The organism is Psychrobacillus sp. FSL K6-2843 (genome assembly GCF_038626375.1).
Taxonomy (GTDB): domain Bacteria; phylum Bacillota; class Bacilli; order Bacillales_A; family Planococcaceae; genus Psychrobacillus; species Psychrobacillus faecigallinarum.
The window spans coordinates 168,337-181,349 of the sequence record NZ_CP152021.1 but is presented as its reverse complement, the minus strand read 5'-3'; the positions used below and the strand labels follow the sequence as shown (position 1 = coordinate 181,349).

The following is a 13,013-nucleotide window of genomic DNA, read 5'->3' as shown; positions in this document are numbered from 1 at the left end:
GTATTTTAGAAGACGACTTAATAGAGGGAAAGCACTGAAAAGAATTCTTAGTAACATTAATTAACGAAGTTAAACTACTATATAATAGGAGGAATTCTATATGGCAAAAAAGAGTATTTATTTAATCGCATTAGTTTTATTATTCTCGACTCTATTTTCTCCAATTGCAAATGCTGAAAAGACGGAGAATGAAAAGTCTTCGTTTTATCTTGATGGTGTAAAGTTTGAATTAGAAGTAGAAAATTCTTCAAAATCCGAAGTTAGTTTAAAACTAAACGGAGAAAAGACTAGTGACTCTATCGTTGTAAATCTTGAAACTGAAGATTTTACAATAACTGACGTTAACGGAAATACCGTTACCTATAATGCAAATGATTTTGTTGTGGAAGATGATAAGAATGAAAATGCAGAGGAAGATACATCAACAGATGATATGAGTAGCATTAAGGCGGATAGATCATACATTACGGATCCTTACAGTGCATTAGGAATGCCGACAACTGCAACTATGACAACGGGTAAAACATATACTAATAATGCTTTAGACGTTACTCCATATAAATTCACTTGGAATGCTTATACAAAAACCATGAAAAAATATAGCTTTTCTAAAAGTACAGCAATTTCTACAATCTTAGGAGTGATTATTACTGTATCTGGAGTTGGCTTCACAATTGGAGCAGTTACAAGTATCTTGACGGGGTTAGGGGTATCGGTAGTTAGCGAAATTTTAGCTCACGCAACAGAACTTGGCATAGGAGTAAAGACATATTACACTGCAAGAATATTCTATGTTTATGGTAAAGGACATACAATAAAAACAAAAAAATGGGATAACTATTTAGAAACTACACACGAAGGGAAAAACTCTTTAGAATATTATAGTTCTGATGATTATGCTACATGGTATAATGCTCGTATAGACTCGCAAGTAGCGGACGTAGCATATCAACAATACCGTTACATTGCAAGTTTAAGAAGCGAGGGTCCTTACGGCCAAGAATTTGCTTGGTATTAAGAATAATAGTCTCATAGATAAGGAGCATAAAGACATAAATCATGAAGAGAAAAGATATATTTATTTTGATTTTTTACTTCATTATCGCGAGCTCATGCTCATTTTATTTTTTTAATAGAACCACCGTTTACGAACATATTAATTCAATTTCAAGCTTTATTTTCTTACCACTTCTTTTGTTTATAGCATTGAGTTTCTACGTATATATCTTAGTTCTTAAAGATAGACAAATCCTTTTTTTTAAACTGTTCATTACATTTACCGCTATATTAGTAGTTCTAGTCATTGTATTTGAATTAACTAAACCAAATTATACCTATAATGAAGCTAAGGGAATAATAGAAAAGGAATATAATGTAACAGTAGTAGAAACTGAAGTTAAGTCGATATTAGATAGAGACATTGACAAAGAAGTTTATAAAATTACTGCTCTTAAAGATTCACAAAGATTAGTGTTCACGTTCAACCCATATTCGAAAGAGATATTTATACTTAAATAATCTATTTTAAAGAGTAATTATTTAAGAAAATAATAAGAGCATGCTTGCAATTACTGCAAAGCATGCTCTTATTTGAGCCGCATCGCTTAATACGATTTTAAGAAAAGAATAAAAGAAGGCATACTTAAGAAGACTCAGTTCATTAGTTTTTAAAAAGGGAGAGCACCTAATTTATTGAACTATTGTAGGTAGGTTTACTGGATTAAGATGCTTCAGGTATCGTGTAACATAACTGTGTATCCTAAACCCTTAAGTCTTCGTAAGGAATGACGAGCAATTGAGGTTTGTCTCTTTATCAAAGTAGTCTTGGCCTAAGTCTACCTACATTTCTTTTCGAGCTAAGAAATAATATGAGATGCATAACCTGGCATGAGGGACAACTATTCCTGTTCGTTTCTTACCTTACCTCCTTCGGGAGGCTCCAACTTATTGAAACGGAAGAATTGGACTAGTTGGAACGCAGGATGAAGTGACAGTTTCATTTTTCATTTATGGTATGAACAAGGGGAGAAGTAGCTATAACTTCAAGGGCTTAACTATCTGTATAAAAACAACGTTAAAGTAAAACGAACTTGGAAATACGTTTTCCAGTTCATTTTTATGTGTATTATTAGAGCGACCCCTACCTTTAACATATAACATACCTTTAATTTTAATAGACTAAACAAAAAATACCAAGAGATAACTCTCTAGTGGTATTTTTCGCTGTTCTAATAAATTGCTTATTTATGGGCAATATGAACTTTTAGAAGTTTACCCTTTATCGTTGTATTTCTCATCTTTTTCAAAACAAGAGGACCTTTTCCATTTAGGATTTCAACGTAGGAAACATTATCTTGAATAGTAATAATACCTATATCATCCGCAGAAATGCCTTCAATTTTAGCTATTGTTCCAACAAAATCTACTGCACGGATTTTCTTCTTCTTCCCGCCATTGAAATATAACTTAGTAATATTAGCGTTCAGCTGCTCGCCCTTCGACTTTTTAAATTCAGGCTGCTCCTGCATTTTCAAATCAAATGCCGCGCGATTCTGAGCTACTGCTTCTGCCTTCATTTCACTTCCACTAGGAATTTCAAAGCCAACAAACGCTTCTATTTCTTTCACAAATTTATCTTCATGAGGAGTTGCTAGCATAATGGATTTTCCACTTCTGCCTGCTCGTCCTGTTCGACCTGTCCGGTGAACATAGCTTTCTTGCTCTAATGGCACATCATAATGTACAACATGGGTAATATCTTCAATATCTATACCTCGGGCTGCAACATCCGTAGCTATCAAATAACGGAACTCTCCTCTTCGGAAATCGTCCATTACCTCAAAACGATCCTCCTGCATCATGCCTCCATGAATCTTATCTGCTGTATAACCTTTTTGATCCAGTGCATCTACCAGCTGATCTACGCGCTCTTTCGTACGGCAAAAGATAATACAGCTATCAGGATTTTCTACGATAGTTAATTTTTCTAAAAATGCTAACTTCTGATCATCCTTTACAACATATTTTACGTGTTCAATTTTAGGGGCGTCTTCTTCACCTGCGTCTATTTCTATTGATACTGCATCATTCATATATTTGCCGCTTAACGTTTTTATTTCTTGTGACAAAGTAGCAGAAAATAGCATTGTAGTTCGTTTTTTAGGAAGTAGCTTTATAATAGATTCCACTTGATCTAGGAAGCCCATATTTAACATTTCGTCTGCTTCATCGATAACTAAGTATTCTATCTTGGACACATCCAATGTTCCTTTTTCCATGTGGTCAAGCACTCGACCTGGTGTACCTACAACAATATGTGTTTTTTGTTTTAATGCCAGCTTTTGTTTTGCAAAAGGCGATTTTCCATATAACGCTAATCCTTTAATTCGCTTATAGCGACCGATATTCGTAATATCCTCTTGAACCTGTACTGCAAGCTCTCTTGTTGGAGTTAACACTAATGCCTGAGGCTTATTTTCTTCCCAGTCCACTAACTCACATAAAGGTGTAGCGAAAGCTGCCGTTTTACCACTACCGGTTTTGGATTTCACTAGAATATCTTGCTTTGACAACGCTACTGGTATCACCTTCTGTTGTACCTCGGTTGGTTCTATATATCCTAATTGTTCTATAGCTTGCAATATTTTATCATCTAACTTAAATTCTTTAAAATGCATCATGCATTATCTCCTCTATATGAAACCGTTTTTATCTTGCCATCTATCTCTATCATGAACAAATTCGTTATTCTCAAACCCTTGGATCTATACGTTATATCTAAATAGGTTATATTTCTAATACTTCCCCAAAACTTCTCCTTAAATTCTAAAGAGAGTTCGACAGCTTTCGCAAGGAAACTCTTTTTAATAATCTTAATCTACAATTTTCATCATAGAACTGTGGTATAATTACCATATCGCTCTGTGAGTGAAAATAATTGAAAAGAGGCAGATACATGAGTTTCCAACGACAACCTAAGGACGTTTCACCTTTCGTGGCAGCACGGAAAATTGATGAGAAGATCTCTTTTACACGTAATGATGTTGAAGTACAAGGTACTATTTTTAAAATTTTAGAGCAATCTGTTATTGTCGAAATATCTATGGAGGATGCGAAGAAAATTAATGTTCCTTCCAACCTTACAGTAGTATCTCATAAAAATTATACGGTGCTATAACGAAGTATTTCTTCCAGAAAAGCTTGACCATATTTGTCTCGCTTATTAGCACCTACTCCATGTACATCTAATAATTCATCTTCGGTTTGCGGACGCTTTACACACATGTCTTGTAATGTTTTATCAGAAAATATAACAAACGGTGGAACACCAGCTTCGTCCGCAATTTTTTTCCGAAGTACCCTTAAACCTTCAAATAATGGGTCATTCTTAGCGATTTGCTTTGTGACCGCCACTCCCTTACGAGTTATCTTTCTCTTTCCTAACAACACATCTTTTCCTGCATCTGATATATAAATTGTCGGCATACTACCCTGCTTTACTAATAGTAATCCTTCCGCAATCATAAACTCCATAAGCCCTAAAACTTCTTTAGAGGATTTATTTTTTAAAATCCCATAAGTAGATAGCTTAGTAAACCCAAAATCTACTACTTTTTTGTTTTGAGAACCAGTTAATACCTGAGCGATAATCGTCTTACCAAATTTTTGTCCCATCCTTACCACACAAGATAGAACCATCTGTACTTCCTTTGTTACATCCTGCACTTCTCTGGAATCCGTACAATTTCCACATTGACCACAAGGTTCTCCATTTGGCTCACCGAAATATTGGACAATGTACTGCTGTAAGCAACTTTCTGTATGACAGTAGTCTACCATTCCTTGTAGCTTTTCTAGCTCTTGGGGAATTCGTTCACGGTCCAAAGCCTGATCTATTAAGAATCGTTGAGTTTGTACATCTTGTGATGCATATAGCACGACACATTCACTTGCGAGTCCATCACGACCAGCTCTTCCAGCCTCTTGGTAATAACTTTCCATGTTTTTTGGAAGCTGATAGTGAATGACATATCTGACATTGGACTTGTCAATTCCCATTCCAAAAGCATTTGTAGCCACCATAACTTGTGCCTCGTCTGTTAGAAATCGCTCCTGCTCCTTATTTCTAAATGCCTCAGGCAATCCAGCATGGTATTTAGCTGCTTGAACCCCTGATTTGTTTAATAAATCATACAGCAAATCTACAGTTTTTCTTGTTGCTGCATAAATAATACCAACTTCGTGCGCATTCTTTTTAATAAAATCCTTCAGAAATTTATTCTTGTCTTGTCCAAGTACAACAGAGAACGAAAGATTGGCACGAGCAAATCCAGTAATGACGGTATTGTCGTCATTAATTTGGAGTAAACGACAAATGTCGTCTCGTACAGCTGGTGTTGCTGTCGCTGTTAGTGCTAGTACAACAGGGGGGTCTGTAAATACGTCCTTTAACCGATGGATAGCACGGTAGCTAGGTCGAAAATCATGTCCCCATTGCGAGATACAGTGAGCCTCATCAACTGCTATTAATGGCACCTTCACTTTTTTTAATTGGTTTAAAAAACTTTGAGACTCCAAACGCTCTGGTGCAATATATAGCATTCTATATTGGCCATTCAAAACCTCTTCCATCGTTTCTCTGACTTCTTCTGCCTTCAATGTACTATTGATAAAAGTTGCTGGTATCCCAGCCTGCAACAATGTGTCGACTTGATCCTTCATCAGAGAGATTAGAGGAGAGATTACTATCGTTGTACCATCTAATAATAGGGACGGAATTTGATAGCAAAGAGACTTTCCGCCTCCTGTTGGCATTACGCATAGGCTCGACTTGCCATCCATTACATAGTTTATAATAGTCTCTTGTCCTTCTCGAAAAGAGTCATACCCATAATATTCCTGTAGTAGTTGTGTTGCATTTTCTAGCATGCTGGTCGCTCCTATCTAGTGAAGTAAAAAGGGAAACAGATTATTTTCCGCTTCCCTTCTTTTTATTCCCTGTATTAGTTTGATTTGTTTGGGGTTTTGGATCAACTTTGTCGATGTCTGGTTTTAAGAGGATATATCCTAAGAGAGAGGACACAATAGCTGCACCAAGTGCGATAAGGATCTTATTTATAATAGTCACTTCATTATATTCTTCTTGAGATAAAATAATCGATGCCAATACAGCCACAATTACCATGATCGGTATGATAACTTTTGATTTTTTCAAAGCGAACTTCCTTTCCGACATATAGTTTAGTATACCATAAAATCATAGGGAGAATGTGAGTACATGGGTGAAATATGGAATGAGTTTGTTATCTTCTTGAAATGAGCCAATTAAAGTTATATAAGATATGCCACGTATTTTGTACCTACTCGACAAGCTCTCCTACAACTCATTAATTGTCTCGTATAAGCACTTATCGTCTTCTTCTCCATAAACTCCTTAAGCTCCACACCAAATACCCCATTCCTTTTTAAATCTAGTTTCTTATGTGATAATAGAGAAAACACATTTTAAGGATGAATTTGATGAGAAATGAAATAGATATAAAAGTAAAAGAGTTGTTAGCAAATGATTTACAGAAGGGCGTCCCTGTTTTATTGAAGGATGGCTTTCATGAAATAGATTCGCTAGTAGAGGGCACAATCTTAAAGCTGCGTAATCCCGGTGGAAAATTTATCGGGAAAGGCTACGTCGGAAAGCAAAATAAAGGGATTGGCTGGTTACTTACCAAAAATGAAGCCGAAGCAATTGATACTGACTTCTTCCTAAAGAAAATCACCAATGCTTTGAAGCATCGGGATGATTATTTTAATAGCGATGATACAACTGCTTTCCGCATCTTTAATGGGGAAGGAGATGGAATCGGCGGTTTAACTATTGATTATTTTGATGGTTTTTATTTAATCAGCTGGTACAGCCAGGGGATTTTTGCATTTAAGGAGCTAATTTTAGAAGCATTGGAATCTGCTGTCCCTTCCTACAAAGGAATTTATGAAAAGAAACGATTTGATACTAAGGGACAATATTTAGAGGACGACGATTTTGTCAAAGGCAATCGAGGAGAATTCCCTCTCCTAGTAAAAGAAAATGGGGAAAATTTTGCAATATACTTGAACGACGGTGCGATGGTCGGAGTCTTTCTAGATCAAAGGGAAGTCAGAAAAAAAATTCGTGATGAGTATGCCAAAGGAAAAAATGTTCTTAATACATTCTCTTATACTGGTGCATTTTCTGTTTTTGCTGCAGCTGGTGGTGCTAAGAAAACTACTAGCGTCGATTTAGCTAAGCGTAGTTTGAGCAAAACAACTGAGCAATTTGAGATAAATGGAATTGACGTTGAGAAGCAGGATATCATCGTCATGGATGTCTTTGATTATTTCAAGTACGCGAAGCGCAAGGAGCTATCCTTTGATATGGTCATTTTAGATCCCCCTAGCTTTGCACGTTCGAAAAAGTATACATTCAGCTCTGCCAAAGATTATACAAAATTATTGAAGGATGCAATTGCTATTACTGAAAAAAATGGTGTAATAGTTGCCTCCACGAACAATGCAACCTTTGGAATGAAAAAATTTAAAAGCTTTGTAGAAAAAGCTTTTAAAGAAAGCAGTCAAAAGTACGTAATTGAGGAAGAATTCTCTTTACCAAATGATTTCCGTACTTCCCCACTTTTTAAAGAGGGTAACTATTTAAAAGTACTTTTCATACGAGCTATATAAGAAAAGTGTAAGCGGCTGTTCTGCACCGACAAGCAAATGAGGAAATGCGAGGAGGCAGCTCCTCAGCCACCGCAGTAGTTCCTCATTTGACCTCGAGGGGCAAGCCGCTGGAACTGGACAATAAGAAAAGGGTAAGCGGCTGTTTCTGCACCGACAAGCAAATGAGGAAATGCGAAGAGGCAGCTCCTCAGCCACCGCAGTAGTTCCTCATTTGACCTCGAGGGGCAATTCGATGGAACTGGACAATAAGAAAAGTGTAAGCGGCTGTTCTGCACCGACAAGCAAATGCGGAAATACGAGGAGGCAGCTCCTCAGCCACCGCAGTAGTTCCTCATTTGACCTCGAGGGGCAAGCCGCTGAAACTAGACAATAAGAAAAGGGTAAGCGGCTGTTCTGCACCGACAAGCAAATGGAGGCATTTCTTCATTCGATGCAAATATCCTTGGTTGCGCTGAACCGGACAAGTAAGTAATGGGACAATGTTTTATCATTACTGCAAGGTTCCGGGTGTTCTCTGCAAGGGTTAAGTAAATTTGTGCAAGGTTCTAACCCTTTTCCGCAAGGATTTGGACCATTTGTGCAAGGTTTAACCCATTTCCCGCAAGGTTTACAATGCGCTCGATAAGCTACTTTGTTTGGCGCTCCAAGCAAATATAAAAGGGATGGTCGTGATTCAAGTCACGGCCATCCCTTTTTTTTAGATTAAGCTCTTTACCACTTTAGATGTTGTAGCGCCATCTGCTTTTCCTGCTAGTAATGGTTTAGCAATTTTCATTGCATCTCCCATGTTCATTCCCTTAGTAACTCCAGCTTCTGTTAGAGCTGCAGCAATTTCTTCCTCACTTAATTGTTTAGGCAAGAAGCTCTTCAGTAATACCAGCTTTGCTTCCTCTTTTTCGATTAAATCTTCACGTCCTGCATCTTTTGCGCCATCCAATGCTTGGTTTGTTTGTTTTACTTCACGGTTTACTACCGCTACTTCCTCTTCTGGAGTTAAAGAGGATCCTTTTTCTTTTTCTGCTTTATCTAGAGCTGCCTTTAAAAGGGTTAATACTCCCTTAGAAAGCACATCTTTATCACGCATGGCTTGTTTCAATTGATCAAATACTGCTGTTTTTAACATTTTAATACTTCCCTTCTACTTTACATCTCATTTATTTTATTATAGTCCACCTCTTCTTCTGCTGTAAAATTTAGTTGCATTTAATATATAAGCAAAGTATTATATAAGCGATTACTTATATACAAAAGGAGAAATATCATATGACACAGGAAATAGAACGAGCAGCGAATATATTCAAGCTGTTGGGTGATAAAACACGACTCAGCATGATTAAGATGCTTGAATCTCAAGATTATTGTGTTTGTGAATTTGTGGAGATATTCAAAACTAGCCAGCCTGCCATTAGTCAGCACATAAAAAAATTAAGGGATGCCGAGTTAGTTCAAGAGTCTAGACGGGGCCAATGGATTATCTATTCACTAAATAGAGATAATGAACTCTTTTCGCTTGTGAAGAGCATTCTTGCACACCTGCCGAATCAAGACTTTAACCTGAAGCAACTAGAGGAACAAGGACGACGTATTTCATGCAAGTAATTATTGGAGGTTTATAGATTGTCACCACTTATTTTAGCAACGATTATTTTTATCGTCACACTTATCTTTGTCATTTGGCAGCCGAGGGGCTTGAATATTGGTTGGTCTGCCTGCGCAGGGGCAATTGTAGCATTGTTAGTTGGGGTCGTCGGATTTAATGATGTCCTAGAAGTTATAGATATCACCTGGAATGCGACCCTTTCCTTTATTGCCATTATCCTTATATCTTTAATCTTGGATGAGATTGGACTTTTTGAATGGGCTGCTCTTCATATGGCTAGAGCAGCAAAAAGCAACGGTATTAAAATGTTTGTCTATGTCAGTCTCCTAGGTGCAATAGTAGCAGCTTTCTTTGCTAATGATGGGGCTGCTCTAATCCTTACACCAATTGTATTGGCAATGGTTCGTAATTTGAATTTTTCGGAGAAAATGATATTTCCCTTTATCATGGCCAGTGGTTTTATAGCAGATACGACTTCTTTACCGTTTGTCGTCAGTAATCTGGTAAACATTGTTTCTGCTGATTTCTTTGGCATTGGTTTTATAGAATACGCTTCTCGAATGATTCTACCGAATATATTTTCTTTAGCTGCAACTATCCTTGTATTGTTGTTTTATTTTAGAAAAAGTATCCCAAGAACGTATGATTTAACAAGGTTAAAAGAGCCTAAAGAAGCTATAAAAGATAAGAAAATGTTTCATCTATCCTGGTTTGTGCTTTCTATTTTATTAGTTGGTTACTTTACAAGCGAATTTATAGGACTTCCAGTTTCATTTGTAGCAGGTTTGGTTGCAATATTTTTTATTGTTATGGCAAGAAAAAGTACGGTTGTGGATACTCGAGCTGTAGTAAAAGGAGCACCCTGGAATATTGTCTTTTTCTCTATTGGTATGTATGTAGTCGTTTATGGCCTTGGAAATGCTGGTTTGACACATGCTTTGGCAAAGATTATTGAGGGAGCAGCAGAACACGGATTATTTACTACAACGATGTCTATGGGCTTCATTGCCGCATTCTTATCATCAATCATGAACAATATGCCTACTGTAATGGTCGATGCCTTAGCTATAGCCGAGACGAATACTACGGGCACGATTAGGGAGGCACTTATATATGCCAATATAATAGGTTCCGACTTAGGTCCTAAAATTACACCTATCGGATCACTCGCAACCCTTGTTTGGCTTCATGTTCTTTCACAAAAAGGCGTTAAGATTTCTTGGGGAGTATATTTTAAAACAGGTCTTATCTTAACAATACCTATATTATTCATTACACTCTTAGGATTATATTTGTCCTTAATAGCCTACTAAAAATAAAGGAGTAGATCTAATATGACCAACAAAATAATTTACTTTTTGTGTACGGGTAATTCCTGCAGAAGTCAAATGGCAGAGGGCTGGGCTAAACACTATTTAAGCAAAGACTGGACAGTAAAAAGCGCTGGAATTGAAGCTCATGGTCTTAATCCCAACGCTATAAAAGCCATGAAAGAGGCTGGCATTGATATTTCTAACCACACTTCGGATATTATTGATGAGGAAACACTTCATCAAGCAGAACTAGTTGTCACTCTATGTGGAGATGCTGCAGATAAATGCCCCGTCACACCTCCTCACGTAAAGAGAGTGCATTGGGGGTTTGATGATCCTGCCAAAGCAGATGGCTCGGAAGCACAAAAATGGAGCACCTTCCAGCGAGTTCGTGATGAAATTGGAGAAAGAATTAAGCACTTTAGCGAATACGGAAAGTAAATATAACTTCGAGCATAAAAAGCTCGAAGTTATACAGAAAATAGTTGTATTTTACAAATAACTAGCATATGCTATATTCAGAGGTGAAACACATGGATAATAAACGAGAGCTTTTTCAAATACTTACACGTAGATTTGGATTATTAAATAAAAATTGCTGTACAATAGGGGCGGTGGACGTTTCCACCATACAAAGCCATATTCTCTATGAAATCGATAAACAGCCAGAAAGGTCCATGCAACAAATTGCTGAAGCTCTTGCAGTAGATATCACCACCTTTAGTAGACAAATTCAAACATTAGTTAAGATGGAATTAGTAAAGAAAACACCATTACATACGGACAAAAGAGTTTATCTACTTTCTTTAACAACTCAAGGCAAGTTCGTCGCTACAACTATAGACCAATCGATGAATGACTATTTAGAAGAAGTATTTTCCCATATGAATGATTTTGAAAAAGAAACTGTCATTCGCTCGATTCAATTATTGAATCAGGCGATGGCCAAATCAACTGTTTGTTGTACCCCACTACTTTAAGCAAGTGAAAGCTTGCTTAAAAAAACAGTAATTACTTGCAATTTACAAATAATATATTGGAGGTTATTTAAATGAATAAAATACAATTAAAGCCTATTAGCACTGGATGCTGTTGTTCTCCTTCTGAAAAAGTTGAACCGAGCAAAGATTTACCTATTGCCATTATTGGTGCTGGACCAATTGGTTTAGCTGCTGCTGCTCATTTGGTAAATGCAGGAGAACGTTTCATAATTCTTGAGTCAGGTCAAAATGTTGGCCACCATATTACTTCTTGGGGGCATGTTCGTTTATTTTCCCCATGGCAATATAACGTGGATAAAGTTGCGAAGAAATTGTTGGAGAAACAGGGGTGGATTGCTCCAAATCCTGAGGAACTTCCTCTAGGTCAAGAACTGGTTAGCAATTATTTAGAGCCTTTAGCTAGTCTTCCAGAAATAAAGAGCTATCTTTTCCTTAATACGAGAGTATTATCTATTAGCAAAAAAGGATTAGATAAAATGAAGACTGCTAATCGATCAGATGCCCCCTTCATACTTTACACGGAGCAAGGCGGACTATCGAATAGAATCGAAGCGAGAGCTGTTATTGATGCAACTGGAACTTGGTCCAATCCAAATCCCATTAATGCAGACAATATATGGACTAATAAGGAAAAAGATTTAAAAGATCATATATATTATGGAATTCCTCATATTCTTGGATCAGCTTTACAAAAATACAAAGGAAAACGAGTAGCGGTTGTTGGTGGTGGTCATTCGGCTATCAATACAATTCTAGAGCTCGCTCAGTTAAAAGACAATGTGAAAATCACATGGATTATGAGAAAGAAAAATGTAGAATCTGCATATGGAGGAGAGGAAAAGGACGCACTTGCAGCTCGAGGGGAATTAGGAAGTAAAATTCACCAGTTAATCGATTCAGGCAAGATTCAAGTATTTACACCATTCCACATCCACCAGCTTATCAAGACAGAGAAAGGTATTGAGATTGGTGGAGAATTCGCGAGCAAAGAGATGGTTCTCCCACCTGTCGATGAAATAATTGCTAATACAGGTAGTCGTCCAGATCTTTCCATGACAAGAGAGATTAGATTAAGCATTGATACTGCTACCGAGAGCGTAGAGGCTCTGGCTCCGTTAATCGACCCTAATCTTCATAGCTGTGGAACAGTTCGTCCTCATGGAGAAGAAGAATTACGACAGCCTGAAAAGGGATATTACATTGTTGGTATGAAAAGCTATGGTCGAGCACCTACATTTCTAATGGCTACAGGATATGAGCAAGTGCGCTCTATCGTAGCATATCTGACGGGAGATTTGGTTTCTGCCAAAAATGTTGAGTTAGATTTGCCAGAAACCGGTGTTTGTAGTGTGAATTTGAATGACCCAGCATCTACTTGTTGCTAGG

Annotated in this window: 13 protein-coding genes; 9 read left to right on the top strand and 4 right to left on the bottom strand. The window is 37.2% G+C overall.

What is annotated here, in order from left to right:
- The first annotated feature begins 100 nt into the window (after nt 1-100).
- Both MKY94_RS00940 and MKY94_RS00935 read left to right on the top strand, forming a co-directional pair.
- The gene (locus tag MKY94_RS00940; RefSeq protein WP_342577817.1) at nt 101-1,018 is read left to right on the top strand and encodes a hypothetical protein; all 918 of its coding nucleotides are present in this window, start codon (nt 101-103) and stop codon (nt 1,016-1,018) included.
- A gap of 188 nt (nt 1,019-1,206) precedes the next feature.
- The gene (locus MKY94_RS00935; protein WP_144538325.1) at nt 1,207-1,518 is read left to right on the top strand and encodes a PepSY domain-containing protein; all 312 of its coding nucleotides are present in this window, start codon (nt 1,207-1,209) and stop codon (nt 1,516-1,518) included.
- A 722-nt stretch (nt 1,519-2,240) separates the two neighbouring features.
- Here the strand turns inward: MKY94_RS00935 and MKY94_RS00930 are convergent.
- Entirely contained in the window at nt 2,241-3,680 is a 1,440-nt protein-coding gene (locus MKY94_RS00930; RefSeq protein WP_144538324.1) for a DEAD/DEAH box helicase, read from the bottom strand.
- 275 nt (nt 3,681-3,955) lie between these two features.
- Between MKY94_RS00930 and MKY94_RS00925 the strand changes: the two genes are divergently transcribed.
- Nucleotides 3,956-4,177 (top strand): DUF2187 family protein, encoded by a 222-nt coding sequence (locus MKY94_RS00925; protein WP_144538323.1) that lies wholly within the window; start codon nt 3,956-3,958, stop codon nt 4,175-4,177.
- On the opposite strand, the gene recQ is transcribed toward MKY94_RS00925, so the two are convergent.
- Together recQ and MKY94_RS00915 are read right to left on the bottom strand one after the other, a co-directional pair.
- Nucleotides 4,162-5,928, bottom strand: a complete 1,767-nt coding sequence (gene recQ, locus MKY94_RS00920) for a DNA helicase RecQ (RefSeq protein WP_342577816.1) — start codon at nt 5,926-5,928, stop codon at nt 4,162-4,164. The genes MKY94_RS00925 and recQ overlap by 16 nt on opposite strands.
- Before the next feature lie 40 nt (nt 5,929-5,968).
- Nucleotides 5,969-6,214 carry a hypothetical protein gene (locus MKY94_RS00915; RefSeq protein WP_144538321.1) on the bottom strand — a complete coding sequence of 82 codons (246 nt, stop codon included), beginning with the start codon at nt 6,212-6,214 and terminating at the stop codon, nt 5,969-5,971.
- 305 nt (nt 6,215-6,519) lie between these two features.
- Between MKY94_RS00915 and MKY94_RS00910 the strand changes: the two genes are divergently transcribed.
- On the top strand, nt 6,520-7,713 hold the full coding sequence (locus MKY94_RS00910; RefSeq protein ID WP_342577815.1) for a class I SAM-dependent rRNA methyltransferase: 1,194 nt from the start codon (nt 6,520-6,522) through the stop codon (nt 7,711-7,713).
- Between the two features lie 697 nt (nt 7,714-8,410).
- Here MKY94_RS00910 and MKY94_RS00905 read toward each other — a convergent pair.
- Complete coding sequence (locus MKY94_RS00905; protein ID WP_144538319.1) at nt 8,411-8,836, bottom strand: GatB/YqeY domain-containing protein; 426 nt, start codon at nt 8,834-8,836, stop codon at nt 8,411-8,413.
- 140 nt (nt 8,837-8,976) lie between these two features.
- Here MKY94_RS00905 and MKY94_RS00900 point away from each other — a divergent pair, with 140 nt between their 5' ends.
- The 5 genes from MKY94_RS00900 to MKY94_RS00880 all read left to right on the top strand — a co-directional run bounded on the left by MKY94_RS00900 (nt 8,977) and on the right by MKY94_RS00880 (nt 13,012).
- Nucleotides 8,977-9,312 carry a metalloregulator ArsR/SmtB family transcription factor gene (locus MKY94_RS00900; protein ID WP_144538318.1) on the top strand — a complete coding sequence of 112 codons (336 nt, stop codon included), beginning with the start codon at nt 8,977-8,979 and terminating at the stop codon, nt 9,310-9,312.
- A gap of 18 nt (nt 9,313-9,330) precedes the next feature.
- Nucleotides 9,331-10,626, top strand: a complete 1,296-nt coding sequence (locus MKY94_RS00895; protein ID WP_342577814.1) for an arsenic transporter — start codon at nt 9,331-9,333, stop codon at nt 10,624-10,626.
- 21 nt (nt 10,627-10,647) lie between these two features.
- The gene (gene arsC / locus MKY94_RS00890) at nt 10,648-11,067 is read left to right on the top strand and encodes an arsenate reductase (thioredoxin) (protein WP_144538316.1); all 420 of its coding nucleotides are present in this window, start codon (nt 10,648-10,650) and stop codon (nt 11,065-11,067) included.
- A 92-nt stretch (nt 11,068-11,159) separates the two neighbouring features.
- Nucleotides 11,160-11,606 carry a MarR family transcriptional regulator gene (locus MKY94_RS00885; protein ID WP_154311925.1) on the top strand — a complete coding sequence of 149 codons (447 nt, stop codon included), beginning with the start codon at nt 11,160-11,162 and terminating at the stop codon, nt 11,604-11,606.
- 71 nt (nt 11,607-11,677) lie between these two features.
- Entirely contained in the window at nt 11,678-13,012 is a 1,335-nt protein-coding gene (locus MKY94_RS00880; RefSeq protein WP_340862348.1) for an NAD(P)-binding domain-containing protein, read from the top strand.
- Nucleotide 13,013: the final 1 nt, after the last annotated feature.

Bases quoted from the DNA above. Each gene is read 5' to 3' on its own strand.
- MKY94_RS00940 (WP_342577817.1), top strand. From the start codon at position 101: ATGGCAAAAAAGAGTATTTATTTAATCGCATTAGTTTTATTATTCTCG.
- MKY94_RS00930 (WP_144538324.1), bottom strand. From the start codon at position 3,680: ATGATGCATTTTAAAGAATTTAAGTTAGATGATAAAATATTGCAAGCT.
- MKY94_RS00925 (WP_144538323.1), top strand. From the start codon at position 3,956: ATGAGTTTCCAACGACAACCTAAGGACGTTTCACCTTTCGTGGCAGCA.
- recQ (WP_342577816.1), bottom strand. From the start codon at position 5,928: ATGCTAGAAAATGCAACACAACTACTACAGGAATATTATGGGTATGAC.
- MKY94_RS00910 (WP_342577815.1), top strand. From the start codon at position 6,520: ATGAGAAATGAAATAGATATAAAAGTAAAAGAGTTGTTAGCAAATGAT.
- MKY94_RS00905 (WP_144538319.1), bottom strand. From the start codon at position 8,836: ATGTTAAAAACAGCAGTATTTGATCAATTGAAACAAGCCATGCGTGAT.
- MKY94_RS00900 (WP_144538318.1), top strand. From the start codon at position 8,977: ATGACACAGGAAATAGAACGAGCAGCGAATATATTCAAGCTGTTGGGT.
- arsC (WP_144538316.1), top strand. From the start codon at position 10,648: ATGACCAACAAAATAATTTACTTTTTGTGTACGGGTAATTCCTGCAGA.
- MKY94_RS00885 (WP_154311925.1), top strand. From the start codon at position 11,160: ATGGATAATAAACGAGAGCTTTTTCAAATACTTACACGTAGATTTGGA.
- MKY94_RS00880 (WP_340862348.1), top strand. From the start codon at position 11,678: ATGAATAAAATACAATTAAAGCCTATTAGCACTGGATGCTGTTGTTCT.